This window comes from Acinetobacter sp. AOR14_HL (assembly GCF_027855175.1).
Lineage (GTDB): Bacteria > Pseudomonadota > Gammaproteobacteria > Pseudomonadales > Moraxellaceae > Acinetobacter > Acinetobacter calcoaceticus.
Map to the genome: position 1 here is coordinate 1 of NZ_JAKTII010000001.1, position 25,967 is coordinate 25,967.

Annotated in this window: 20 protein-coding genes, 3 tRNA genes and 1 pseudogene; 10 read left to right on the forward strand and 14 right to left on the reverse strand. The window is 38.6% G+C overall.

Features of this window, described 5'->3' with window-relative positions:
* The 3 genes from MKL38_RS00005 to MKL38_RS00015 all read right to left on the reverse strand — a co-directional run.
* On the reverse strand, window positions 1–4,295 hold a 4,295-nt coding region (locus tag MKL38_RS00005; RefSeq protein ID WP_270902152.1), incomplete at its 3' end, for an Ig-like domain-containing protein.
* A 304-nt stretch (window positions 4,296–4,599) separates the two neighbouring features.
* Window positions 4,600–5,358, reverse strand: a complete 759-nt coding sequence (locus MKL38_RS00010; protein ID WP_270902153.1) for a metallophosphoesterase family protein — start codon at window positions 5,356–5,358, stop codon at window positions 4,600–4,602.
* Window positions 5,339–6,277, reverse strand: a complete 939-nt coding sequence (locus tag MKL38_RS00015; protein WP_198077517.1) for a diacylglycerol/lipid kinase family protein — start codon at window positions 6,275–6,277, stop codon at window positions 5,339–5,341. The genes MKL38_RS00010 and MKL38_RS00015 overlap by 20 nt, the downstream gene beginning before the upstream one ends.
* A gap of 392 nt (window positions 6,278–6,669) precedes the next feature.
* On the opposite strand from MKL38_RS00015, the gene MKL38_RS00020 reads away from it, so the two are divergent.
* Window positions 6,670–8,502 carry a phosphoenolpyruvate carboxykinase (GTP) gene (locus tag MKL38_RS00020; RefSeq protein WP_005038731.1) on the forward strand — a complete coding sequence of 611 codons (1,833 nt, stop codon included), beginning with the start codon at window positions 6,670–6,672 and terminating at the stop codon, window positions 8,500–8,502.
* Window positions 8,503–8,543: 41 nt separating this feature from the next.
* Here the strand turns inward: MKL38_RS00020 and glpD are convergent, their stop codons facing one another.
* Window positions 8,544–10,061: a glycerol-3-phosphate dehydrogenase gene (gene glpD, locus MKL38_RS00025; protein WP_270902154.1), complete on the reverse strand. Its 1,518-nt coding sequence runs from the start codon at window positions 10,059–10,061 to the stop codon at window positions 8,544–8,546.
* A gap of 150 nt (window positions 10,062–10,211) precedes the next feature.
* On the reverse strand, window positions 10,212–11,720 hold the full coding sequence (gene glpK, locus MKL38_RS00030; RefSeq protein WP_270902155.1) for a glycerol kinase GlpK: 1,509 nt from the start codon (window positions 11,718–11,720) through the stop codon (window positions 10,212–10,214).
* Between the two features lie 372 nt (window positions 11,721–12,092).
* Here glpK and MKL38_RS00035 point away from each other — a divergent pair, with 372 nt between their 5' ends.
* Window positions 12,093–13,424 carry an MFS transporter gene (locus MKL38_RS00035; RefSeq protein WP_080027650.1) on the forward strand — a complete coding sequence of 444 codons (1,332 nt, stop codon included), beginning with the start codon at window positions 12,093–12,095 and terminating at the stop codon, window positions 13,422–13,424.
* 116 nt (window positions 13,425–13,540) lie between these two features.
* Entirely contained in the window at window positions 13,541–13,963 is a 423-nt protein-coding gene (locus MKL38_RS00040; RefSeq protein ID WP_003650088.1) for a hypothetical protein, read from the forward strand.
* A gap of 21 nt (window positions 13,964–13,984) precedes the next feature.
* On the opposite strand, the gene MKL38_RS00045 is transcribed toward MKL38_RS00040, so the two are convergent.
* Together MKL38_RS00045 and folD are read right to left on the reverse strand one after the other, a co-directional pair.
* The gene (locus tag MKL38_RS00045; protein WP_017391185.1) at window positions 13,985–14,653 is read right to left on the reverse strand and encodes a class I SAM-dependent methyltransferase; all 669 of its coding nucleotides are present in this window, start codon (window positions 14,651–14,653) and stop codon (window positions 13,985–13,987) included.
* Window positions 14,654–14,923: 270 nt separating this feature from the next.
* Entirely contained in the window at window positions 14,924–15,772 is an 849-nt protein-coding gene (folD, locus tag MKL38_RS00050) for a bifunctional methylenetetrahydrofolate dehydrogenase/methenyltetrahydrofolate cyclohydrolase FolD (RefSeq protein WP_270902156.1), read from the reverse strand.
* 152 nt (window positions 15,773–15,924) lie between these two features.
* Here folD and MKL38_RS00055 point away from each other — a divergent pair.
* Together MKL38_RS00055 and MKL38_RS00060 are read left to right on the forward strand one after the other, a co-directional pair.
* Window positions 15,925–15,998 (forward strand) — tRNA-Cys (locus MKL38_RS00055).
* Between the two features lie 11 nt (window positions 15,999–16,009).
* Window positions 16,010–16,095: transfer RNA gene (locus MKL38_RS00060), tRNA-Leu, on the forward strand.
* 110 nt (window positions 16,096–16,205) lie between these two features.
* Here MKL38_RS00060 and MKL38_RS00065 read toward each other — a convergent pair.
* A complete protein-coding gene (locus MKL38_RS00065) occupies window positions 16,206–17,969 on the reverse strand; it encodes an alkaline phosphatase D family protein (protein ID WP_270902157.1) in 1,764 nt (587 codons plus the stop codon).
* A 195-nt stretch (window positions 17,970–18,164) separates the two neighbouring features.
* Between MKL38_RS00065 and MKL38_RS00070 the strand changes: the two genes are divergently transcribed.
* Both MKL38_RS00070 and MKL38_RS00075 read left to right on the forward strand, forming a co-directional pair.
* Window positions 18,165–18,250, forward strand: a tRNA-Leu gene (locus MKL38_RS00070).
* Between the two features lie 67 nt (window positions 18,251–18,317).
* Window positions 18,318–18,668, forward strand: a complete 351-nt coding sequence (locus MKL38_RS00075; protein ID WP_035357911.1) for a hypothetical protein — start codon at window positions 18,318–18,320, stop codon at window positions 18,666–18,668.
* On the opposite strand, the gene MKL38_RS00080 is transcribed toward MKL38_RS00075, so the two are convergent.
* The 4 genes from MKL38_RS00080 to rlmE all read right to left on the reverse strand — a co-directional run bounded on the left by MKL38_RS00080 (window position 18,669) and on the right by rlmE (window position 22,781).
* Window positions 18,669–18,983 (reverse strand): DUF5713 family protein, encoded by a 315-nt coding sequence (locus MKL38_RS00080; protein ID WP_005038721.1) that lies wholly within the window; start codon window positions 18,981–18,983, stop codon window positions 18,669–18,671.
* A gap of 133 nt (window positions 18,984–19,116) precedes the next feature.
* Window positions 19,117–19,968 carry a dihydropteroate synthase gene (folP, locus tag MKL38_RS00085; protein WP_231764697.1) on the reverse strand — a complete coding sequence of 284 codons (852 nt, stop codon included), beginning with the start codon at window positions 19,966–19,968 and terminating at the stop codon, window positions 19,117–19,119.
* A 133-nt stretch (window positions 19,969–20,101) separates the two neighbouring features.
* Window positions 20,102–21,997 (reverse strand): ATP-dependent zinc metalloprotease FtsH, encoded by a 1,896-nt coding sequence (ftsH, locus tag MKL38_RS00090; RefSeq protein ID WP_003650077.1) that lies wholly within the window; start codon window positions 21,995–21,997, stop codon window positions 20,102–20,104.
* Between the two features lie 133 nt (window positions 21,998–22,130).
* Window positions 22,131–22,781, reverse strand: coding sequence for a 23S rRNA (uridine(2552)-2'-O)-methyltransferase RlmE (gene rlmE / locus MKL38_RS00095; protein ID WP_003650076.1), 651 nt, complete (start codon window positions 22,779–22,781; stop codon window positions 22,131–22,133).
* 199 nt (window positions 22,782–22,980) lie between these two features.
* Here rlmE and yhbY point away from each other — a divergent pair, with 199 nt between their 5' ends.
* Both yhbY and MKL38_RS00105 read left to right on the forward strand, forming a co-directional pair.
* Window positions 22,981–23,304: a ribosome assembly RNA-binding protein YhbY gene (gene yhbY / locus MKL38_RS00100; protein ID WP_003650075.1), complete on the forward strand. Its 324-nt coding sequence runs from the start codon at window positions 22,981–22,983 to the stop codon at window positions 23,302–23,304.
* A gap of 16 nt (window positions 23,305–23,320) precedes the next feature.
* Window positions 23,321–23,857, forward strand: coding sequence for a DOMON-like domain-containing protein (locus MKL38_RS00105; RefSeq protein WP_003650074.1), 537 nt, complete (start codon window positions 23,321–23,323; stop codon window positions 23,855–23,857).
* A gap of 59 nt (window positions 23,858–23,916) precedes the next feature.
* On the opposite strand, the gene MKL38_RS00110 is transcribed toward MKL38_RS00105, so the two are convergent.
* Window positions 23,917–24,504 (reverse strand): hypothetical protein, encoded by a 588-nt coding sequence (locus tag MKL38_RS00110; RefSeq protein WP_270902158.1) that lies wholly within the window; start codon window positions 24,502–24,504, stop codon window positions 23,917–23,919.
* Window positions 24,505–24,533: 29 nt separating this feature from the next.
* A pseudogene (locus MKL38_RS00115) lies at window positions 24,534–24,691 on the reverse strand (hypothetical protein).
* A gap of 123 nt (window positions 24,692–24,814) precedes the next feature.
* Here MKL38_RS00115 and carA point away from each other — a divergent pair.
* Complete coding sequence (gene carA, locus MKL38_RS00120) at window positions 24,815–25,954, forward strand: glutamine-hydrolyzing carbamoyl-phosphate synthase small subunit (RefSeq protein ID WP_045429218.1); 1,140 nt, start codon at window positions 24,815–24,817, stop codon at window positions 25,952–25,954.
* Window positions 25,955–25,967: the final 13 nt, after the last annotated feature.

Consider the following 25,967-nt stretch of genomic DNA (forward strand, 5'->3'; position numbering starts at 1 on the left):
ATATTTTCAATCGGATTTGGTGCAATATCATCAATCAAAGCATTCTGCTTAACTTCTGTACTACGGTTACCCGCTCGGTCAACGACAACAAAAGTAAGCTCTTCGCCATGTAAATAGACCTGATACAGGTAACCAGAAACATTACCTGCACTATCTGCTGATCCATAACCAATAATGTCACCATTGGTATTTTTAATTTCAATCTGGCTATTTGCTTCAGCCTGAGCTGTAAAGCTCTGTCCATTGATATCGAATACAATATTTTCAATCGGATTTGGTGCAACATCGTCATTCAAAGCACTCTGCTTGACCTCTGCACTACGGTTACCCGCTCGATCAATCACGACAAAAGTAAGTTCCTCACCATGTAAGTAAACTTGCTGAAAATAACCAGATACATTACCTGAGCTATCGGTATAGCCAAAACCAACCTTATTGCCAGCCTGATCTAATACATCAATAGAGCTTCCAGCTTCTGCCTGAGCTGTAAAGCTTTGGCCATTTTCGTTAAAGATGATATTTTCAATCGCATTTGGTGCAATGGTATCAATTAAAGCATTTTGCTTAAATTCGACACTTCGGTTACCAACTCGATCTATGACAACAAAAGTAAGTTCTTCACCATGTAAATAGGTTTGATTAAAAGAACCAGAGGCATTACCAGCACTATCCGTAGAGCCCCAACCTGTCTGATTACCCAATGAGTCAAAAACTTCGATCTGACTATTTGCTTCTGCTTGTGCTGTAAAGTTTTGACCGTTTGCATCAAGTAAAATATTTTTAATTGGATTTGGTGCAATATCATCAAGTGGAGCTTTAATTGAAACAGCTTCACTCACATTTCCGGCTTGGTCTTTAACAGTGACCGTGAATGCCTCTCCATGTAAATTATTGCTACCTAAGAAAACAGTAAATGTACCATCAGAATTTATGGTGTTATTCCATATATTCACTAGCTGACCATTATGATCAAAAACCTGAATCGTAGTATTCAGTTCTGCTACACCCGTAAGATATGAACCATCTTCTGAGAAAACTAAATTACTGGCTGGTGTAGGAGGAACTGTATCAGCGGTAATTACAGTATCGGTGCTTACTTGTCCACGAGCATCCTTAATTGATAAGAACAACTGTTCACCATCAACAAGAGGGCGGTCAAGCTGGAGTTTAAAATAACTTGATCCATTCCATCCGTTATCTTCACCGACTTTAATTTCAGCTACGACTTCACCTTTGGCATCTTTAACAATGAGAGTACTATTATTTTCAGCTTGCCCACTTATCACTCCGTCTGAAGTAAAGCTATCTACATATGGGGCAAAAGCATAGTTAGGCGCCTGTATCTGAGCAGCTAAACTTACATTTCCATTTACATCTGTAGCCGTGACATAAACTGTCTCAGCATTGGTTAAAAACATACCTAATTCTATCGAGAAACTTCCACTCTCGTCGGTCCAGTTATTCCAAAACCATTTATTAAGAATGTTTCCTTGACCATCTTTAACTAAAATTTCAGAGAAAGGTTCTGCATGACCATAAACTAAATCACCAACATCATTGAAATTTAAATCTGTTGGAACAGGTGGAGGAGTCAGATCTACAACAATATTCTGCTCAGGGCTCATCAGACCTTTATTATCAATAATTTGAACGGAAATTTGTTCTCCATCAATTAAAGGACGGTTTACACTCAAGCTAAAATGACTAAATTCATTCCAACTATTGTCATCACCTATTGTAACTTTTCCTAATTCATTACCCTCAGCATCACGCACGATTACTGTACTATTATCTTCAGCAAATCCAGAAATTAAGCCTTCTTGTGTAATACGTTCAACATATGGAATATAAGCAAAGTTTGGAACTTCGATTAGGGCTTCACTCGTATTTTGATTTTTATCTACTACCTGTACGGTAACTGATTCGCCTTCTTTTAAAAATTGGAATACAGATAAGCTTGCAAAACCTTGCTCATCTGTAACACCGTTAGCGATTAGATTTCCTGTTCCAGAAAATACAAGAATAAAGCTGTTAGGTTCATTAACATGTACTGATAAAGTTTCACCACTGATATCAAATTGTGGAGTTTCTAAAAATACTGCGGGGGTATAGTCTGCGGTAATATATTGCGGATGGCCTGAAATATTATCTTTATCTGTAGAGATAATAATATGAGTGCCTTCCTCTAAAGGCTGATCGAGAGACAAAGTAAATGGTCTAACTTCACCTAATGCCATTACACTAAAAGGTGTAATACCTGAGCCCTCAAATGCAATAGGGTTAAACTCTTGTAGAATATTTCCATTCTGATCTTTTACAATAAAATGACTACCTTCAGTCGCATAACCAGTGATCACACCCTCTGGACTAATTCGTAAAATACTAAGAGCTGGAACTTCAGTAACTAGACCAATTAATGAATTTTCACTGCTGTATCCATTATAAGTAGCAACTGCATAAACTTCTTCATTTGAACTAATTGAAAGGTCTTGTAGAGTAAATTTACCTTCATCATTAGTTATTGTACTGGCAAGCCAATCACCATTTTTATTGTAGATATCAATCTTGCTTCCTTTATAACCACTACCTGAAATGATAGCTCCATCTATATTGTTGAAAGTTAGAGAATCTAGTATTGGTGAATTCGGAGTATGATCTACATTATAATTTTGAATCTGTTTAATAATCGCTGTATTGCCAGCTTGATCAGTAAGGCTAATATCAATTGATATATTGGTTTGCGATTCTTCTGACCACAAGAACTCTGCTGGAATTTCAGCAACCCATTCTTGAGTTAGCTCATCAAAATGAAAGTTATAAACAACATCATTTAATGTCGTATTTATTGAAGTCAGTGAGCTATTTAAATCTGTTGGTAGATTATCTACGTCCAGTCTTATAGAAATAACTTGATCTTTTTCAACCAGGCTTATTGTATTGTCTTCAGTAATCGGCTTTACAGTTACTGTAGTTGATTCAACATTTAAGGAATTATCTACAATCACTTTTTGTACAGCGGTTTCTGAGGTATTCCCTGCAAGATCCGTTACTACAGCTTTAAATTGATAAATACCATCAGCTAAATCTTTTTGTTCAGCTGTTGTTTCCTGCCAAGTTTTTCCTTCATCTTTCGAAATTTCATAATGATCTAGTAAAGCAGCTTGTTCACCGATCACAATTGGTTGAGTTAGCTTCAAAGTAAAATTATTATCTTGCGTAATCTGATCCGTTGCTGAGACACCTGTATCGCTCAAATCAGATAAAGTTAGTTCACCTGCTTTCGGCGCCGTTGTATCAACAACTACTTTTTGTACAGCAGTTTCTGATGTATTCCCTGCAAGATCCGTTACTACAGCTTTATAGAGATAAATACCATCAGCTAAATCTTTTTGAGCTAATGTCGTTTCCTGCCACGTCTTACCATCATCTTTCGATATCCAGTAAGTGATTTGGCTATTTACTTCTTGTCCGCTAATCTTTAAATCAAAAGTTTTATCTTGCGTAATCTGATCGGTTGTCGAAACACCTGTATCACTCAAATCAGATAAAGTCAGTTCACCTGCTTTCGGCGCTGTAGTATCCACAATGACTTTTTGTATAGCAGTTTCCGAAGCATTTCCTGCCCGATCGGTTACTACAGCTTTGTAAAGATAACTTCCGTCAGCTAAATCTTTTTGAATTACTGTTGTTTCTTGCCAAGTCTTACCTTCATCGATAGAGACCAAATACGTTACTCGGCTGCCACTTTCCTGCCCTTCAATCTTTAAATTGAAGTTTTTATCTTGAGTGATCTGGTCCGTTGTTGAGGCACCTGAGTCCAAAAGATTTTTGAGAATCAAATTACCTGGCTCAGGAGGGGTCGTGTCTTTAGGATCTTTCCGTGACAATAAAGCAATAGTTCCTGCACCAGCCAAAACACTGACCACCCCAGTCCAGAGAGGTACAGAAGATGATGAGTCTATAAACTTTGGTGCATCTTTTACTTCTAAATAATTAACAGTAGTTTGTCCGGTAGCATCTTCACCTAAACTGGCAGTCCAATAACTCTGCCCTTCATTTAAAAGAATTTGCGGATTTTCGCTAATAAAATAGTTTTCTAAAATAATTTCAGTTCCATCTTTTAGATGAATAATTGCATTATTTCCCTCTCTTGTTATTGAGGCAATTTTTTCTGGGCTTATATCGATTTTCGCGATTTCTTTAGGATCTACTACAATAGTTTTTGTCTGGCCTACATCAATATCAACTGTATTATTTTTTGAAGCATTATTTGCCATTAATGATACTTGTACCATTTTTCCACCATGAAATTTTAAATATTTATTAAGTTTTTCTAAAATATTAAGAAAAATAGATACTCACTTTAATAAAATATTATTAAAGATCATAAAACACTAAACCCTTATTATAGCTGCATAAAAATTACGGCTTTTTATATAGTTAAAAATTTTTATGTATTCATTAATATTATTTTAAAATGATAAAACATTTAGAATGTTTTTCTATTCCCCATATATAGAATTTAAAGCTTAGGCATTGTAATGGATAAAATTTTATCAATCTACTCTTAAGTTAAATGTCTTATAGAATTTTTATAAATTAAATTAATTGAAAAACCTTTAAATCGTAATTAAACCAATAATGATCAATTTTCCCCTCATTTGAAATGACATTAAAACTATTCGGAACATGATAATGCAAACGGCTAGATGTCGCTGTCCCTGCATGAATGTCATAAATAGGATGATCTATTTCTAAATGATAGATCTGCGTTAAATCATATACAGCCGTTTTATGTAGATGCCCGTGTAACATACCGAATAGCCCTGTAGTACTCCATTTTTCGAGAGCCATTTTTCCTAATACAGGACAATCTTTAATACCATGCTCGTCATCAGGCGGGGTATAAAAAGGCTGATGAAAAACCACTAACTTAAGTTTATGAGCTGGTCCTTGCTGTAATCGCTCATATGTAGTTTGAATTTGCTCAATCGAAATATGCCCACGAGTATGATAACGGCGGCGTATACTATTCACGCCAACGATATAAAAATGTTCAGTTTCCAAAGTGGGCTCAAGCTGACCAAAAAAATATTGATATCGGGTAAATGGAGAAAAAAAACGGTTCCAGACATGATACAAAGGAATATCGTGATTACCCGGTACAATAAGATAAGGAATATTAAGACTATCTAAAAATTGGCGACAATTATAAAACTGTTGGTATCGAGCACGCTGAGTAATATCTCCACTCACAACAATAACTTCAGGTCTATGTTGAGTACAAAAAAGCCGAATCGCATCTAAACAGGCCTCAATTTCTGTTCCAAAATGCAAATCAGACAGATGTAGTAACATTTGGCACCATAATATTTAAAGCATTCTTTTCTACAGTGAAATTTAATGGTGTTTTCATCTCTAATATTTCGCCATCTAAAGCCACGGTAAGTTTTGATCTTTTTGCACAATCTACCATCACATGGTCTGCACAAAAACTATAAACATCTTGTGCCTCTTCTACTTTGCCTTGAATCCACTGCCACAACATGTTTAATAAACTAAGCCTATCACTTTTTGTAATGACCACTCCAGCGACTCGCCCTTGTGCAGCACAATCCGCAATTCTTAGTTTCATATCACATAGTTGCAATTGATTATTACCAAAGAAAATTAGAGGTGTTTTGACTGGATATTTCTTACCATCGACTGTAACGGAGAGTTTCATTGATTTATTTTCTCTTAATAAAACGTCCAAAGCCGAGGTGTAGGCATGTAAAGGCAAACGACCTAAGTATTTATTGTAGAGCTCGCGTTTTTTTATAAATAATGGATAAAGGCCTAAACTCGCATTGTTCAAATAAATATGATCGTTAATCGTCGCAATATGTACAGAACGTGGTGTACCTGTAGCGATGACTTCAGCAGCTTCTAACAAATCTAAAGGAATATCTAAAACTTTAGCGACATAATTAAAAGTCCCCAAAGGCAAAATTCCCATAGGGATATTGGTATGTCGAAGTTTTGAAGCGACTGCATTTAACGTCCCATCCCCACCAGCTGCAACAACAACGCCTAAATTTGCACTTTGACTATGCCGATGGATGACTTTATTCATCAAATCATCAAAGGTGACGCCCTCTGCTAATTCAAAAACTTGTATTTCAAAACCAAATTCGGTAAGTACAGTCATTAATTGTTCATACATATCTTCATGTTTCGAAGCATGAAAACCCGATTTCTGGTTGTAGATGATAGAGAGAGGCTTTAAAGTCCGCATTTTTATTATCTTAGAGAGGATTTACCCTATATTTTGTATATAAAATCGCCTAATAAAAGTCTCTTTATGTAAATTTCGAATGATGATCATTTGTTTAATCAATAATAATTCTCAAGAAAAATTTAAACATCAAGTCATTGATTTTAAAAAAAATAAATAATATAAATAACACACATACAACATAAAAATGTAAAGAATAAAATACACTAAAAAACAATAAGCAAATGATTTTAATCAAAAAAATTTAAAAATCAAAATATCTATTTCTTATTCTTTAGTCTTATTTTTTTTATGATTTTATGCTTTAATACAGCCACTTTTTTATTTGATCTTTCATTGTACCTCAATGAATGACTTGTACATTGTTGTACATATTTTGAATAGGCCTCACCATGACCACAGTGAACGCACCAGAATTCGTTCGTCATCCTAAGCTTATCGCATGGGTTGAAGAAATTGCAAACTTAACCAAACCAGCAAAAATCGAATGGTGTGACGGAAGCGAAGAAGAGTATCAACGTCTAATCGACTTGATGATCGCTAACGGCACCATGCAGAAATTAAACCAAGAAAAACATCCTGGTTCTTATCTTGCAAATTCTGATCCATCTGATGTTGCGCGTGTTGAAGATCGTACCTACATTTGCTCTCAAAAGAAAGAAGATGCTGGTGCGACAAACAACTGGGAAGAACCAGCTGTTATGCGTGAAAAGTTAAATGGTTTGTTTGAAGGGTCAATGGAAGGTCGTACAATGTACGTTGTGCCTTTCTCTATGGGTCCACTTGGAAGCCATATTGCTCATATCGGCATTGAGTTAACTGACTCTCCTTACGTTGCTGTTAGCATGCGCAAAATGGCACGTATGGGTAAAGCAGTTTATGACGTGTTAGGTACAGACGGCGAATTTATTCCTTGTATTCATACCGTAGGTGCTCCACTCGCTGAAGGGCAAAAAGACGTTGCATGGCCTTGCAACCCTGAAAAATACATCGTTCATTACCCAGAAACTCGTGAAATCTGGTCTTACGGTTCTGGTTATGGCGGTAACGCATTACTTGGTAAGAAATGTTTAGCACTTCGTATTGCTTCTGTTATGGGACGCGAACAAGGTTGGTTAGCTGAACATATGCTTATTCTTGGTGTAACTAACCCACAAGGTGAAAAACACTATATCGCTGCAGCATTCCCATCTGCATGTGGTAAAACAAACTTTGCAATGTTAATTCCACCAGCAGGCTATGAAGGCTGGAAAATTGAGACTGTAGGTGACGATATTGCTTGGATCAAACCAGGTGAAGATGGTCGTCTATACGCAATCAATCCAGAAGCTGGTTTCTTTGGTGTTGCCCCTGGTACAAATACCAAAACTAACCCTAACTGTATGGCAACTCTTCACAAAGATGTTATCTATACAAACGTTGCGGTGACTAATGATGGTGAAGTATGGTGGGAAGGTCTTTCTAAAGAAATTCCAACTAACTTAACTAACTGGAAAGGTCAACCTCACGTAAATGGTGAAAAAGCTGCTCATCCAAATGCGCGCTTCACTGTTGCTGCTGGTCAATGCCCTTCTATCGATGCTGACTGGGAAAATCCAGCAGGTGTTCCGATTTCTGCATTTATCTTCGGTGGTCGCCGTGCAGATACGGTTCCTTTAGTATCTGAAGCTTTTGATTGGGTTGATGGCGTTTATAAAGCTGCAACTATGGGTTCAGAAACCACTGCTGCTGCTGTTGGTCAACAAGGTATCGTTCGTCGTGACCCATTCGCGATGCTTCCATTTGCTGGCTACAACATGGCTGACTACTTCGATCACTGGTTAAGCCTTGGTGAAGAAGTAAGTACAAAAGCTGAAGCTGCTGGTAATAAATTACCAAAAATCTTCAACGTAAACTGGTTCCGTCGTGATGCTGAAGGCAACTTCGTATGGCCTGGTTTCGGTCAAAACATGCGTGTTCTTGAGTGGATCATTGACCGTTGTGAAGGTCGTGCAAACGCTGTTGAAACACCAATTGGTCTTGTTCCAACTTACGATGACTTGAACTGGGAAGGTACTGATTTCTCTAAAGAAGAATTTGACCTTATCACAGCTCAAAATAAAGATCAGTGGGTTACTGAAATTGAAAGCCACACTGAGTTATTCAATAAACTTGGTGAACGCTTACCAAAAGCATTAAAAGAACGTCAAACAGCTTTACTTGAAGCTGTAAAAACTGGCTTCTAATTGCTAAATATAAAAAAGGTCGCTATATGCGACCTTTTTTATTATGCGGCATCATCTTTTTGTCGACGTCCAGTCAAATAGCTTTCCAAATTTTTTACTTGTTTTTCATCAAATGCCAAACCTAGCTTAGTTCTACGCCACAATATATCTTCTGCCGTATTTGCCCATTCATTTTCACATAAATACTGAACTTCAGATTCAAATAAACCGTGACCAAAATCTTGTCCTAACTGCTCAAGAGCTTTTTGCTCATGCAAAATATTCCAAACTCTAGAGCCATAGGCATTTGCCCAGCGCGTAGCAAGCTGCTCAGTAACCCCTTCCACTTGGTTTTGAATCCTTATAACTAAATCTTCAAGTGTGGTCCAATTCTCTGCACCAGGTAATACTTCATTTGCGGTCCACTCCTCTCCCATTTCTATGAAAAATGGGCTAAGTTGTTCCAGAGCTGATTCCGCTAATTTCCGGTAGGTCGTAATCTTTCCACCAAATACAGACAGCAAGGGAGTGGTTTTATCTTCCACTTGCAACGCCACAGTATAGTCACGGGTCACTGCTGAAGGATTATCTGACTCATCATCACATAAAGCTCGCACTCCAGAAAACTGACTTACAATATCTGCGCGGGTGAGCTGCTTTTTAAAATGTGAATTTGTCACTGCTAAAAGGTAATCAATTTCTACTTCTGTAATCTCTACCTTTTGAGGATCATCTAAATATTCCTGATCTGTTGTACCTATTAATGTGTAGTGTTCTAAATAAGGAATGGCAAACACAATACGTCGATCTTCATTTTGCATTATAAAAGCCTTATGGCAATCATACAGCTTAGGCACAACAATATGACTTCCTTGTATAAGCCGAATTTGATATGGCGATTTTAATTGTAGATTTTCACTAATAATTTCCTCGACCCAAGGACCTGCTGCATTCACTAAGGCTTTTGCACGTATTTGATAAAGCTCAGCCCCAGTTTGTAATTCCAGATGCCACAATTCTTGTTGTCTATAAGCTTTAATACATCGTGTCCGTGTTACAACTTTGGCCCCGTTCTCTTTCGCTTGTAGTGCGTTTAATACGACAAGACGTGCATCATCTACAGTACAGTCAGAATATTCAAAACCACGGGTTATAGCTGGTTTTAAGGGACTATCTTCTTTGAAATAAATGAGATTTGACCCTAATAATTTTTCTCGTTTTCCTAAATGATCATAAAAAAATAGGCCTGCCCGAATTAACCATGCGGGACGTAAATGTGGTCGATGAGGCATAATAAAACGCATTGGTTTAATAATATGAGGGGCTTTAGCCAACAAGACTTCACGCTCTGCTAAAGCTTCTCTAACCAACCGAAATTCTTTATGTTCTAAATAGCGTAAACCACCGTGAATTAATTTACTGCTCGCAGATGAGGTATGACTAGCTAAATCGTCTTTTTCACATAAAAATACGGATAATCCGCGGCCTGCCGCATCATTAGCAATACCGACACCATTAATACCGCCACCAATCACAGCAATATCATATATTTTTGAATAATCATTAGCTTGTACTGTCATTTCTCATTTTCTTTTTATTGTTTATGTTATTAAAAATTAAAACATCAAATTGATGAAACAACAATCAAAAAAGCAGAATAATCAATTTTAAATACCTATCAGGTTAGCTCGTAATTGATTACTCTACTATTTAATTAGTTTAAGAGGAAATCAATCCTCTGCCCAATTTTGACTACGTTGAACTGCCTTCAACCATCCCTTATACATAACTTCAGTTTCTTCAAGACTGGTACGTGGTTCGAAAACTTTCTCTATTGCAGACTTATTCTTTAATTCATTTAAATCTTGCCAAAAACCTGTTGCCAGTCCAGCAAGAAAAGCTGCACCTAAAGCCGTTGTTTCTTTCATGGTTAGTCTTTCAACTGGTGTGGCTAAAATATCAGCCTGAAATTGCATTAAGAAATTATTAGCAGTTACTCCACCATCAACTCGGAGTGTTCGAAGCTCTTCTTCTGCATCTTGCTGCATCGCGTCAAGTACATCTCGTGTCTGGTAAGCAATTGACTCTAAAGTTGCACGAATAATATGCTCTATACTCGCTCCACGAGTGAGTCCAAAAATTGCTCCGCGAGCGGTCGGGTCCCAATATGGCGCACCTAAACCTGTAAAGGCAGGTACTACATATACGCCATTACTGTCCTTTACGCGTGTTGCATAAAGCTCCGAGTCTTTAGCGTTCTTAATTACCTTCAGCTCATCACGAAGCCACTGTACGCAAGAGCCGCCATTAAATACAGCGCCCTCTAAAGCATAGTTCACTTCACCATGTGCACCACACGCAATCGTCGTCAGTAAGCCATGCTCTGAACGGACAATCTTTTTACCCGTGTTCATTAAAAGAAAACAGCCTGTGCCATAGGTATTTTTTGCTTGTCCAGGTTCTACGCACATTTGCCCAAAAAGTGCAGCTTGTTGATCCCCTGCTATACCTGCAATTGGAATTCCAACCTCTTGCCCACTAATTGTATGTGTATAGCCATACACCTCAGATGAACTACGTACCTCTGGTAGCATTGCTTTAGGAATATCTAAAGCTTGTAAAAGTTTCTCATCCCATTCAAGCTTTTCAATATCAAAAAGCATTGTTCGCGAAGCATTGGTGAAATCAGTGACATGGGCTGCGCCATTGGTTAATTTCCAGATTAACCATGTATCGACCGTACCAAATAATAACTCCCCTCGCTCGGCCCGTTCACGGCTTCCTTCTACATGGTCTAGAATCCATTTTATTTTGGTGGCAGAAAAATACGGGTCAATCACCAAACCTGTCACTTTACGGACGTGATCTTGCCAACCCGCCTTTTGTAATTGATTACATATCTCTGTAGTTTGACGGCTTTGCCAAACAATTGCATTGTAAATAGGTTTTCCTGTTTTCTTATCCCATACAATTGTGGTTTCTCGCTGGTTTGTAATCCCAATTGCTGCAACTTGCTCACTCTTAATGCCAGCTTGAGCCAATGCCTCTACCCATACCGCACTTTGTGTCGCCCAAATTTCCATAGGATCATGCTCCACCCAACCTGGTTGAGGATAAATCTGGGTAAATTCTTTTTGAGCAATACTTACAACGTTAGCATCATGATCTAAAACAATTGCTCTTGAGCTTGTTGTTCCCTGATCGAAAGCGACAATATATTTTTTCGGGCAATTTGACATCTGAACGTCCCTTTCATTATTTACACACACTAGCTCATGACGATAAAACATCATGTCTAACTGCATTATTCAAAATTTTCTTTGGAATATATCATTGTTTTTAACGCATATATTGCTTCTTAAACTAAACATTGGTCATTCTTGATCAATTTTCTTATCTTTATGGGAAAATAATGTCCAGTAAGTCAAAATTTAGCTACAAGAACATGCGAATTGTCTAATTTGAAATCACATAAATATTCAACCTATCCCTTTGCTTAAATAATAAACATTGTTTTACAGACATAAAAAAAATAAAGTGAAATACTCCTCTGGATAATATGTAAAAACGGAATAAATTCTCTCTTTTTTAGCATTCAACCCAAGCGAAACATGGAGCGACCCATGGTTGATCAACCCTCTACAGCAACAACTCCACAACCTCATTTAGATACAAAAACTCGCCTAAAATCAATTTTAGGTGGTTCTGCTGGTAACCTTGTCGAATGGTACGACTGGTATGTATATGCCGCATTTACCCTCTATTTTGCTCATGCTTTTTTCCCAAAAGGTAGCCAAACTGCACAATTGCTACAAGCTGCAGCTATTTTTGCTGTAGGTTTCTTAATGCGCCCAATCGGCGCATGGATTATGGGAATCTATTCAGACCGTAAAGGACGTAAAGCAGGCCTTACACTATCCGTCACTTTAATGTGTGTCGGTTCTCTACTCATTGCAGTCACCCCTTCCTATGAAAGCATTGGCGTATTCGCTCCACTACTTTTGGTTGTCGCACGTTTAATTCAAGGTTTAAGTGTAGGCGGTGAATATGGTGCAAGCGCCACCTATTTAAGTGAAATGGCTGAAAGAAATCGACGTGGTTTTTTCTCAAGCTTTCAATATGTAACCTTAATTGCAGGACAATTGACGGCTCTATGTGTTCTTTTAATATTACAAATCGTATTAACCGAACAACAGTTGCATGATTGGGGATGGCGCATTCCATTCTTTATTGGTGCTTTACTTGCCATTGTTGTGTTCCGTATTCGTCGTGGCTTATTAGAAACGCAATCTTTTAAAAATGCTCAAGCTGAAAAAGACCAGCCACAATCAGGCATGTTTGCTTTATTCAAGCACTACCCCAAAGAAGCTTTTACAGTATTATTTTTAACAGCTGGCGGAACTTTAGCTTTTTATACTTACACCACTTACCTACAAAAATATTTAGTGAATACTTCCGGATTTACAAAACCCGAAGCCACTCAAATTACCACTTTAGCGCTATTTATTTTCATGTGCTTACAACCTGTAGCTGGTGCTTTGTCAGACCGAATCGGACGTAAACCACTCATGATCACTTTTGGTGTAACTGGGGTTTTATTTACTTATATTTTATTTAATACCCTTGCAACCACACATAATTATTGGACTGCTTTCTGGTTATGTTTGGCAGGTCTAGTCATGGTAACGGGATATACATCAATTAATGCCGTGGTTAAAGCTGAACTTTTCCCTGCTCATATTCGGGCTTTAGGGGTAGCTTTACCCTACGCGATTGCCAATACTTTGTTTGGCGGTACAGCAGAGTTCTTTGCTTTGAGTTTTAAAGAGGCTGGTCATGAATCTTGGTACTTTATTTATGTAACTATTATGATCTTCATTTCACTCATTATTTATATTTTTATGAAAGATACTAAGCATCATTCAAAAATTAAAGAACATTAATATTTTACCAATAAGCGCTAATATCGCCAGCCGATGTTAGCTCAAATCGTGCGATTAAGCCCCAACAATCGTTGTGTTTATGAGATACTAGAGATAAGAATATAAGGATGATACTGATGAATAGAAGTATTTTATGTTTGGCATTAAGCAGCATGTTTATTTTAACTGCTTGTCAGACCACCCCTCGACAATATAATGGCTCAACTGGCTATCAGATTGAAAACCAAACAAAAACTTCCGCAACTTTAGCTTATACATTGGCTAGCCGTACTAATCAGCAATTAGATGAACGTAAATTGCAACGTGCTTGTCAAAATGTATTGGGTGCTCAAAAAGTTTATAAATTGTCAGTTCTCAGCATTAATGAGATTTCAAACCCAGCTCAACAAGAACATTATGGTGTTCAATTGGGTGAAACTCGTGCCTCATTTGGTTTATCTAATACACCAAGTTTAAACAATGGTGAAGATTATGCGACTCGCCAAGCGCTTGAAGCACGCCCGAGTACACTAAAAGTCGTTCGTTATACTTGCTCATAATATAAAAAAAAGACGCTGTTTTTACAGCGTCTTATAAAAACTTACATTTCTAAATTCTTTTGCTTCATCAAGGTCTGGCCATGTTGATGCACTTCTTTCATCAATCTTTTGATATTTAGGATGACTAAAGTTTTTAACACGGCTATCTGCGACCCAGACTTCGGGTGCAAACTTTAAAAACTCATCTAAGAAGAAACGGTTGCACTGGTCATATAACACATCGGCTGCCAATAAAATATCAACCTGTTCAGCTTTATATAAATCGTCTAAATATTCCAGCTCTACACCATTAAGCAATGCATTTTCACGGCAAGCATTTAGACTAACCTGATCAATATCACAACAAATTACTCTTTTAGCGCCAGCCATTTTTGCTGCAATTGCAACAACACCAGAACCTGCACCAAAATCTAATACTACTTTATCTTTAACATGATGCGGCTCTGCAAGTATCCACTGCGCCATCGCCAAACCAGATGCCCAACAAAAGATCCAATACGGCGTGTCATTCCAGATACGGCGAATCACTTCATCATCTAAGCGATCAGTTGGAAAAACTGGCGGAATCAACCATAAAGAAATAGGTGTTTCCGGCAACTGCTGTGCTATTAATTCACAATGAGGGATGACTTCATGCAAGGCTTGAAGTAAATGTTCAGGGGCTTTGGTCAGTTGAAAGGTGCAGCTCATCAGATTTCTTTTAATTCATTTTTATAACAAGCATAACAGAGTCATTCCATTATGATTTGAATTTTTAGAATAACCTTCTGTTAGACCTGAGAAGCCCTGCTTCGCAAGGCTTTCGGGAAAAGTAGGCAAAACCATTGTCATCCGCAAAACTCGGCAGATACTCTCTAGAATCGAAAGCATCGCAGAAACATTAATTTTTCAATGTATTTCTGCCTCAAACAATTGCGGATGACGGTTACGCGTATCAATAACAGCCTAACGTTAATTAAATTAACCTAAAGCTTTTTCAGCAGCTTCTACAGTTTGACGAATCAAAGTTGTAATTGTCATTGGACCTACACCACCTGGTACTGGTGTATATGCAGAAGCAATTTCTTCGATACCTTGTAGCTGGATGTCACCTACACCACCGCCATCACGAGGATGGAAACCAGCATCGACAACCACTGCACCTTGTTTAATCCAATCTTTTTGAATAAGTTCCGCCTTACCCACAGCACCAACAATAATGTCAGCTTGTTTCACAAGCTCAGGTAAGTTTTGTGTGCGTGAATGACAAATCGTTACTGTTGCATTAGCTTGCAAAAGCATCATTGCCATTGGTTTACCTAAAATTGCTGAACGACCAACCACAACTGCATGTTTGCCCGCAATTTCAATGTTGTTCTCTTTTAGGATAGTCATAATGCCAGCTGGAGTTGCTGAACCATATGCAGCTTCACCCATTGCCATACAGCCAAAACCGAGGCAAGTCACGCCATCTACGTCTTTAGCTAACGAAATCGCATCAAAACATGCGCGTTCATCAATCTGTGCAGGTACTGGATGTTGTAAAAGAATACCGTGAACATCTGGATTGGCATTTAGCTTTTCGATTTCAGCTAATAATTGTTCTGTTGTAGTTTCTTGTGATAATTCAATTTTTAAAGAATCCATCCCTACTCGACGGCAGGCATTTCCTTTCATGCGTACATAAGTTGCAGATGCGCCATCATCCCCAACCAAAATAGTCGCCAAAATCGGGGTACGACCTGTTTTAGCTTTTAAAGCCTCAACACGTACCGACAAATTTTCTTCAATTTGCTTTGCTAATGCACGACCGTCTAAAACCAATGCCACAGCACATCTCCAAGGTAGACATGAATTTAATATGCCAATAATACATGATTATTTGGACAATTTTATTCTAGATGTTGCTTTTATGTTCATCTTCACTAAAAACAGTATTGTTTTTTCTGTAAAGGTTGCTAATATGTGCATCACCAAATGTAGGCGGGGTGGCAGAGTGGTCATGCAGCGGACTGCAACTCCGTGGACGCCGGTTCGATTCCGACCTCCGCCTCCAAATTTGGTAAAGCCCGGGTGGTGAAATAGGTAGACACAGGGGATTTAAAATCCCCCGCCCACAAAGCGTGCCGGTTCGAGTCCGGCCCCGGGCACCATTTTCTAATATTGAAAATGGTGCCATAAAGAATCCAGCGTAAGCTGGTTTTTTTATGCCTATAAAAAAATAAAGGATGCTGCTTAGCACCCCTTACTCTATCCAAGATATTTAAGCAGTTTTTTGCTTAACCTTTTCAGGTGTCAAATTTACATCTAACACCAATTGATATTGTCGACTTGTATCTACTTTATATTCTGCATTTTTAATTGAATCTACAAAAATCCAGTTCGACTGCACCTGTGCTTGATCCAGCGTAACCAACAAATAGCCTCGCTGATTTAAATTACAATAAGCCAACTCATCAATAAGCGTAGTAAAAGCAAATTCAAACTGCTGTAGTTGAGCCATTGGAATACTTAAATATTTTTCGAGGCCTGGTGAAGAAACTGAACTTGTCGCCAACTCAACACCAACATATTGACCTTTTTGGCTATACAAATAAGACGCCCATGCATTATGAGTATCGCCTGCCAGAACAATAACTTTCTTATTCAAACTAGCTAAGTTTTCATATACGGTTTCACGTTCAGCATAATAACCATCCCAAGCATCAAGGTTATATGGCACCACTGTTGTGACTCGCGCTTTCTCTTGAGCAGTTAATGTTGGATCACCCTGTTCTAATCGCAATTTCAAGGTGACTAGCTCTGTAATTTGCGCATTCATTTTAGCCAAGGTTTCAGCCGAAGCCCCACCTGAAGTAATCTGCCCTAAAGACAACAATAACTCAGCAGGAATCCACATCTTACTCATTAGAACTTGCTGACCAATCACATTCCATGTTGCTGTAGATTGCTTCAATTTATCAACCAACCAATCCCTTTGTGTATAGCCCATTAAAGTACGCTTTGGATCAGTTAAGTCGACCTGAAACTTTTGAGCATTCAAACCAGCAGCTGTCATATAATCAGCATATTCAAGCTGTTTATCACGCGCAATAATACGCGTATCCAACATCGTCAGCTCAACCAATGAACCGAAATTAAACTGTCGGTAAATATTTAAATGATCTGTGCTAGTAACTGGTCGAATAGGCATCCATTCAAAATAAGCTTGTAGAGCAGCTAATTTACGATCAGAAAAAGCCCCTTCATCACTTTGATGATTTTCGGCCCCATCACGCCAAGTATCATTTGCTAACTCATGGTCATCCCAAATTACAATAAAAGGATGACGCTGGTGAGCTGCTTGCAAGTCTTTATCTTGACGATAAAGTGCATAACGTTTGCGATAATCATCTAGTTTGATAATTTCTTTATTATTATCTGTTGGTAAGGTTCGACCAAGTTTTGCTGCATCTTCCGCCGCATAGCCATCTGCCCCATATTCATAAATATAATCACCTAAATGAATAATGACATCGACATTCTGCTTTGCCATTTCACGGTAAACATAAAAGTAACCTGCCGGATAGTTCGAGCAAGAACATACGGCAAAAGTAACTTTATTAGTACTTATTGGTAATGTTTTAGTTTGACCGACAGATGAAATTTTATTCCCAAAACGGAAACGATAATAATAAATGGTATTCGCCTGTAGTCCTGCTGCATCCACCTTCACCGTAAAGTCGTCAGTCTTGGTCGTTTCAACCATCCCCGTCTTTAAATTCTGCTTAAATTGATTATCAGTGGCAATTTCCCAAGTAACTTTAAGGCGTGCATTAAGATCTACTGGTGTTAATCGCGTCCATAAAATCACTTTATCCTGCAAAGGGTCGCCGCTCGCAACTCCATGTAAAAAATCTGCTTGTGCCTCTGTACTTTCATCGTCTGAGCCATCATTACAACCCGTAAAAGCTACGGGCAAAGACAGCGCCCCAAAACCGAATAGACTTTTTTGAATTAATTCTCGGCGTGAAATTTTCTCTGACATACAACTACCTAAGTTTTAAGCAATGAGTGCCTTAAACTTAAGTAGATAAGATGAACAAATGATCTCAATTTGATGAAGAAATTATGACTTAAGTAGATCTTATTTTTAAATACATGTACGAACTGATTGAAAATAAAGCAAACTATCCGATTTTCTCTTGCCAATCGCCGTCTTGTCATCTATTATTGCGCACATGCCCGGGTGGTGAAATAGGTAGACACAGGGGATTTAAAATCCCCCGCCCACAAAGCGTGCCGGTTCGAGTCCGGCCCCGGGCACCATTTTCAAATATTGAATTTGGTGTTACAAAGAATCCAGCGTAAGCTGGTTTTTTTATGCCTAATTAAAATGAATTTTATGATAAGAATATTATTACTTCTATGTAGCATCCTTTCTATATCCAAGGTTTACGCTACAGATCTTTTTTCTGGCACTATTTCTTTCAAAGATGACAACTGGTACTTTTCACGCTGCTCTATTACCAAAGATGATTACTTAATTAAAGCACCTGAGCAGATCATAGATAAATTCAAAGCATTACAACAAAAACGAGAAACCTATTGGATCAGTTTATTAGCAGATGCCGATTATCAAGAGAATGGTGTTTTAGTGTTAAAAATTAAAGAAATAAACGAAATTCACTCAAAGGCATCTTGTCATTTATTAGATGCATTTGAAAATATTGAGAATCGAGAGTAATCACCACTCTCGATTCATAACCAGCTCTTCCATCTCAAGATCTAAATATCCTGCACCCTGCGCCACCATCATCATTGCCTCAGCAATATAGTCAGCAGCACTATCATCTAGTGAAGAATCCAGATCTTCGAACTGTGGTTTCATTTCATTAATTTCAATAACAGTTTGATGAGCATATCGATAGATATCCTGATCAGCTAAAGCAGACTTTTGAACTTTTTTGGCAAATTGTTCAATTAACTGCTTGAGTTCAGCGACTAAAATATCTGGATAATACTCATCATCAAACATTGGGAGAAGTAAGTCTTCGAACATACAAAAGTTTACACAGCAGCAGAAACCTGCCGCTTATAACATATTTTCAAAATAATAACGACAATTTTCCCTGACTCAACCATCCAATCCATGCAATTAATTAATCATGATCTGATTATAAAAGCCTGTTTCTTCAAGCTTGTTCCATGGCTTTCCAAACGAGAATTGCATCATGCATAGCTTTTACATCATGCGCACGAACAATGGATGCTCCTTGCTGAATACTAAGCAAATGCCCTGTAACGCTTCCTACCGCGCGTTGATCTGCTGCTACACCCTTTAAAGCTTCACCAATGAAACGTTTACGAGAAAGACCTGATAAAATTGGATACCCCATATCATTAAGTTTCCAAAACTCTTTTAATAGTTTTAAATTTTGCTGTGCATTTTTTGCAAAACCAAATCCCGGATCAATAATAATATTATGCTTTTTCACACCAGCGGCTAGAGCCTCATTAATACGCTGCTGAAGCTCTCGCATCACATCTAACGTTACATCCGTATACTGATCTAGCTGATTCATTGTGGTGGGCTCACCACGCATATGCATGATCACTACAGGTATATCTAACTCTGCTGCGGTTTTTAATGCATCTGGTCGAGTAAGCGCACGTACATCATTCCAAATATGTGCCCCCGCTTCTTTCGCTGCACGGATAACATCTGGCTGACTTGTATCAATCGATAGAACCACATCATGTTTAGCTAAAGCTTCAACTACAGGAACAACTCGTCGTACCTCTTCTTCTACACTTACTTCTGATGCACCTGGTCGAGTAGATTCCCCACCTATATCTATAATTGTGGCGCCTTGTTCAATCATATTTAATGCATACGCCACAGCTTGATCTAACTGATTATGCTTTCCACCATCACTAAAAGAGTCTGGTGTGACATTTAAAATGCCCATAACGTGGGGCTGCGATAAATCTAACTGAAGCTGTCCACATTGTAGAATTTGCTGAGGTAAAGGCATTAACTGCATGACAAGCTCCAATTTAATATTCTGCAACATTTTAACAAGTCTCTACTCGATATACTGTTGATTTCTTTTCGGCTTTGTCTGAAATACACGCATAAAAAAGAGCCACATGATAGTGGCTCTTTTTTTAACTGGTTTAGTTCATTGCTGGTAATGGTGGTGGTGTAGATGGACCATCTTTTGGTGGTTCAAATGCAGCCACTGGATTTTCAGCAACATAGACCTTAGGCGGTTGTGGTTCACGACCTTCCATAATGTCACGAATTTGGTCACGATCAATGGTTTCCCACTCCATCAAAGCTTTTACCATTGCATGTGCAATATCTTTATTACCTTCTAAGATATTACGTGCAACTTTATATTGCTCATCAAGAATACGGCGCACTTCTTCGTCAACCAACTGTTGAGTTGCTTCAGAGATAGTACGACTACCTACATTTCCAAAGAAACCATTCTGGTTTTCGTCTTCGTAAACCATTACGCCCATTTTGTCAGACATGCCGTACTTAGTAACCATTGCACGCGCCATTTTAGTAGCTCGCTCAAAGTCATTTGAAGCACCAGTAGATTGCTGTTGGATAAACACTTCTTCAGCAATACGACCACCAAACAAAATCGCAATTTCGTTTAGCATCTTGTCTTTATAATGACTAATCTGGTCTTGTTCAGGTAACTGCCAAGTTACACCCAAAGCCCAACCACGTGGCATGATTGTTACTTTATGAACAGGATCTGTACCAGGCAAAATCTCTGCAACAATTGCATGACCAGCTTCATGATAAGCAGTAGCACGACGCTCTTCTTCACGTAGAACCATCGACTTACGCTCTGGACCCATGTAGATTTTGTCTTTTGCATCTTCAAAGTCATGCATGTCAACAGTATTCTTATTACGACGTGCAGCAAATAATGCAGCTTCGTTAACAAGGTTTGCCAACTGTGCACCAGAGAAACCTGGTGTACCACGCGCTAAGACTTGCATGTCCACACCCGTGACTGAAGGTAACTTTTTCAAATGTACATTCAGAATTTGCTCACGACCACGAATATCAGGTAAACCAACCATTACTTGACGGTCAAAACGACCCGGACGCAATAATGCTTTATCAAGCACATCAGCACGGTTAGTTGCAGCAATAACAATGACGCCTTCATTACCTTCAAAACCGTCCATCTCTACAAGCATTTGGTTTAAGGTTTGTTCACGCTCATCATGACCACCACCTGTACCTGAACCACGGTGACGACCCACTGCATCAATCTCATCAATAAAGATGATACATGGCGCGTGACGCTTCGCCTGCTCAAACATATCACGGACACGGGACGCACCCACACCCACGAACATTTCTACAAAGTCAGAACCTGAAATGCTGAAGAAAGGAACCTTGGCTTCACCAGCAATTGCTTTAGCTAATAACGTTTTACCAGTACCCGGAGGACCAACCATAAGTACGCCACGAGGAATAGTAGCGCCCAAACGTTTGAATTTTGCAGGGTCTTTTAAGAAATCTACAATTTCAACAACTTCTTGTTTTGCTTCATCACAGCCGGCGACGTCAGAAAAATTGAGTTTAATCTGGTCTTCAGAAAGCATTTTTGCCTTTGACTTACCAAAACTCATCGGTCCATTCTTTCCGCCTGCACCACCACCCATGTTACGCATAAAGAACATGAATAACAAAATGATTAACAGTACAGGGAAACTAGCAATGAGAAGTTGCATCAAAATGCCTTGACGTTGCGGAGCTGTTCCCTCTACAACAACATTTTGTTTATTTAAGCTTGGCATAAGCTCAGTGTCTTCAACTTGCGGACGAACAGTTTCAAACTGTGATCCGTTAGTTTTTTCACCATTAATATTTAAACCGTCAATTGTGACTTGCTTAATTTGACCACTATTCACCGCTGCAACGAAATCTGAATATTTCATCGCAGTAGGCTTATTGCGGTCACTGATATTACTGAAAATTAAAATCAGAACACCAAGTATTATTAGCCACAATACGGCATTCTTGAAGTAATCGCTCAAAGCTTTATTCCCATATCGATCTAATTTGATCATGCCCAATCTTGGCCGATCGTCATAAAAGCAGCAACTGTATTGCTTGCGGATAACCTAAAAGTACAAAATGCACAATTTTTAGGAGCTTGGCAAGTAAACTTTATCGCAATGCTTTCTTACGCCCTTGTCCAATCAAAAAAACCTCTTTAGACCGCGCCCGAGAAGCTGCTGGTTTTGCTGTCTTTAACACATCAAAACTATCAACTACTTGTTTACGAAACTCATCGAATCCTGTGCCCTGGAACACTTTAACAACAAATTGTCCATTAGGACCCAGAACCTTTTGAGCGAAATCTAAAGCCAATTCACATAAGTAAATCTGTCTAGGTTGATCAACGGCCCTATTACCTGATGTATTGGGGGCCATATCAGAAATTACAATGTCTACTTGTCGCCCATTTAAAATATTTAACAATTTTTCAAATACATCTTCTTCTCTAAAGTCGCCTTGTAAGAAAGTGACATCAGGCAAAGCATCCATAGGCAAAATGTCGGAAGCAACCACTAAACCTTTGCTACCAACGAGTTTCCCAGCGATTTGAGACCAGCTACCAGGAGCCGCACCTAAATCCACCACAGTCATGCCTGGCTTGATCAACTTATATTTTTCTTGGATTTCAAGAAGTTTATAGGCTGCTCGAGCACGATATCCTTCCTTTTGTGCTTTTTTTACAAAAGGATCGTCCAGATGTTCCCTCATCCATACACGACTACTTTTCGACAATTTCTGGTTTGTAATGCGTGTTGCCATAACTCACTAAATATCAAAAAAACTTCTGATCGTTCATTGTACGTGAAAATTACTCTCATTACAGTACGGATGTAGCGTAATCTCACTAAGTTTTACAGTTTTTTTCCAATAATGTTGATCGATTATTTATACAGTTTTTCGTACATCTGGTTTTAAGTTTTTTGCTATACTAAGCCGTTTTTAAAATCAGGTATTTTTAATGGCCGCTTTATCTATCCATGAACGTAAACGTTTACGTCAAATTGGTCATGTGCTTAATCCGGTTGTCATGATTGGTGGACAAGGCTTAACAGACGCGGTAATCGAAGAAACGCTTCGCGCTTTAAATGACCATGAGCTTATTAAAGTTAAGATTGCTGGTGAAGACCGTGAAGCGCGTACTGCAACAATTGACGCAATTGTAGAAGCGACGGGTGCTCAAGCTGTGCAAAAAATTGGTAAAATTGTTTTGCTTTACAAAAAGGCAGCTAAACAAAACCAGCATTTATCTAATCTTGTTCGTCACGCTCATCTAGCAAACTAATTTAATTTGACAAACTATGGCAAGTTACGAACTTTCAGCTTTTGATCGTTTTCAAGCTGTTTCCGTTGTTGGCGCAATTGAACAGCAAGCACCCTATACCTTAAATATCGGTTTTTGGATTCGTGATCCAAATCAACTTATTATCTGGCCTCAAGAAGTCGCGGCTCATCCTCGTCAAGATTTTTTGTGGGAAGAAACTTGTTTCGAAATTTTTGTTGGCGTGCATGGTGAAGATTATTATCGGGAAATTAATCTTTCCCCTTCTCAAGCATGGCAGTCATATCAGTTTGAAGAATATCGCTATCCAGAAAGTATACCTCCCCTTGCTGCTTACGATATTGAACTGAATCATCTCAAGCGTACTCACTATGGCTTAAATGTTAGTCTTGATTTAGGACAATTTATGCAACAGCATCGCTTGAAATGGGCAAACCTTTATTTAGGTTTGACTACAGTTTTAAAGACCAAAGAAGGTATGCAGTACTATGCAATGCAGCATAGTGGAAAAAGTGCAGACTTCCATAATAAACGTGACTGGTTACATCAGTTCTAAAAATAAAAAAGCGAGAAATTAATTCTCGCTTTTTTATAGCTGGATCAAAGCAGAGATCATTAATTGTCTCGTGCTTTATTCCAAGCTTCGACTGCATTACTTTTAGTACGCTTAATACTTTCACTTAGAGAATCTTTGTGTTTCAAAGAAATCTGGCTAATATCACCCTTAAGCTCTTTGCTCACTTTCGTTAAATCTTCAATAAGTGCATTAATTTCTGCTTTCAAAGCATTTTTAAGGTCAGATAAGCCTTCTTGTGAAGTACTAAACTGAGCTTTAATCACATCCAGACGCTGTAGAATATCTTGTTTAATTTGAACAAATTGATTTTGAATGTTCTTATTTAATTCGTGAGTTTCGGCTTCAATTTTCTCTTGAGTCTCGCTTAAAACTTCTTTGACTTGCTCTTGAGTCTCAGTAATTGCTTCTTTTACCTGAGTTGTTGCTTCTGTAGCAACTTCTTTAACTTGCTCAGTTTTTTCGGCAACAGCTTCTTTTACCTGTGCAGTTTTAGCAGTTACTGTTTTTTTAGCCTTAGTTGTAGTAGCAGCTATGGTTTCTTTAACTTCATTAACCTCAGCTTTTACCGAATCAACGACTGCTTGAGCTTTTTCGCTCACATCTTTTGAAACTTCATTATTGCTCATACTATTTCCTCATATTGTTTATTTTTTAACTAGCAATACAATAAATCTAGTTCCAAGAATTCCCCTTGCAAATTGTTAGACAATTTATCAAAAGTATCTAATTCAGATAAGCGGATATTTTTTTGTAAAAAGCAAGCAATGAATTATATTTTTTAGCATAAAAGAAATAGACTTTAGAGGGTTCCATGCGTATAATGCGCTGTTAAGTTACAAGCGGGCAGACCGATAGGGAGGGCATGTTTTATCCAAACATCGCCGATCTTTTTTGGGTCTACTCGCTTTTTTACAGCCGAAATTCAGGAGCTTTGGTTTGAGCATCCCCGCCATTTTAGCCCTCGCAGATGGAACGATCTTTAAAGGAACGTCAATCGGCGCACCGGGAAGTACGACTGGAGAAGTCGTTTTTAACACAGCCATGACAGGCTATCAAGAAATTTTGACTGACCCAAGTTATGCACAACAAATTGTGACATTAACTTACCCTCATATTGGCAACACTGGTTGCAACTCGGAAGACGTTGAATCTGGTCGTATCCATAAAGTATGGGCGAATGGTTTAATTATTCGTGACCTTCCACTACTACACAGTAATTTCCGTGCTGAGCAGTCGTTGAGTGAATATTTGCAAGCGCATAATGTTGTTGCTATCGCAGATATCGATACTCGTAAACTGACTCGTATTTTACGTCAGACTGGCGCCCAAAACGGATGTATCCTTGCTGGCGAAAATATTACAGAAGAAGAAGCAATTGCAAAAGCACGTGCTTTTGGTGGCTTAAACGGTTTAGACCTTGCAAAAGAATGTTGTGATCCAACAGGTTTTGAATGGTCTGAAGGTTCATGGACCTTAGGCAAAGGCTTCTCTCAACCTGAATTAAAATACCATGTAGTTGCATACGATTACGGTGTCAAAACCAACATCTTGCGTATGCTTGCAGACCGCGGTTGCAAACTAACCGTTGTTCCTGCAGAAACTCCGGCTGAAAAAGTATTGGCACTTAATCCGGATGGCGTATTCCTCTCAAATGGTCCTGGCGACCCAGCTGCTTGTGATTACGCGATCGAATCTGTAAAAACTATTGTTGAAACCACAACATTACCTGTATTTGGTATCTGCTTAGGTCACCAAATTCTGGCACTCGCTTCTGGCGCAAAAACTGTAAAAATGAACCATGGTCACCACGGTGCTAACCATCCTGTACAAAATCTTGAAGATGGTACAGTGATGATTACTTCACAGAACCATGGTTTTGCTGTAGATGCAGAAACTTTACCGGCTAACTTAAAAGCAACGCATAAATCATTGTTCGATGGCACCCTACAAGGTATCCACCGTACAGACAAACCAGCTTTCAGCTTCCAAGGTCACCCTGAAGCAAGCCCTGGTCCACATGATTGTGCACCTTTGTTCGATCATTTCATCGAACTTATCGAAGCATCTAAACAGTAATTACGGAGCGAAT

Bases quoted from the DNA above. Each gene is read 5' to 3' on its own strand.
- MKL38_RS00010 (WP_270902153.1), bottom strand. From the start codon at position 5,358: ATGTTACTACATCTGTCTGATTTGCATTTTGGAACAGAAATTGAGGCC.
- MKL38_RS00015 (WP_198077517.1), bottom strand. From the start codon at position 6,277: ATGCGGACTTTAAAGCCTCTCTCTATCATCTACAACCAGAAATCGGGT.
- MKL38_RS00020 (WP_005038731.1), top strand. From the start codon at position 6,670: ATGACCACAGTGAACGCACCAGAATTCGTTCGTCATCCTAAGCTTATC.
- glpD (WP_270902154.1), bottom strand. From the start codon at position 10,061: ATGACAGTACAAGCTAATGATTATTCAAAAATATATGATATTGCTGTG.
- glpK (WP_270902155.1), bottom strand. From the start codon at position 11,720: ATGTCAAATTGCCCGAAAAAATATATTGTCGCTTTCGATCAGGGAACA.
- MKL38_RS00035 (WP_080027650.1), top strand. From the start codon at position 12,093: ATGGAGCGACCCATGGTTGATCAACCCTCTACAGCAACAACTCCACAA.
- MKL38_RS00040 (WP_003650088.1), top strand. From the start codon at position 13,541: ATGAATAGAAGTATTTTATGTTTGGCATTAAGCAGCATGTTTATTTTA.
- MKL38_RS00045 (WP_017391185.1), bottom strand. From the start codon at position 14,653: ATGAGCTGCACCTTTCAACTGACCAAAGCCCCTGAACATTTACTTCAA.
- MKL38_RS00065 (WP_270902157.1), bottom strand. From the start codon at position 17,969: ATGTCAGAGAAAATTTCACGCCGAGAATTAATTCAAAAAAGTCTATTC.
- MKL38_RS00075 (WP_035357911.1), top strand. From the start codon at position 18,318: ATGAATTTTATGATAAGAATATTATTACTTCTATGTAGCATCCTTTCT.
- MKL38_RS00080 (WP_005038721.1), bottom strand. From the start codon at position 18,983: ATGTTCGAAGACTTACTTCTCCCAATGTTTGATGATGAGTATTATCCA.
- folP (WP_231764697.1), bottom strand. From the start codon at position 19,968: ATGCAGTTAATGCCTTTACCTCAGCAAATTCTACAATGTGGACAGCTT.
- rlmE (WP_003650076.1), bottom strand. From the start codon at position 22,781: ATGGCAACACGCATTACAAACCAGAAATTGTCGAAAAGTAGTCGTGTA.
- yhbY (WP_003650075.1), top strand. From the start codon at position 22,981: ATGGCCGCTTTATCTATCCATGAACGTAAACGTTTACGTCAAATTGGT.
- MKL38_RS00105 (WP_003650074.1), top strand. From the start codon at position 23,321: ATGGCAAGTTACGAACTTTCAGCTTTTGATCGTTTTCAAGCTGTTTCC.
- MKL38_RS00110 (WP_270902158.1), bottom strand. From the start codon at position 24,504: ATGAGCAATAATGAAGTTTCAAAAGATGTGAGCGAAAAAGCTCAAGCA.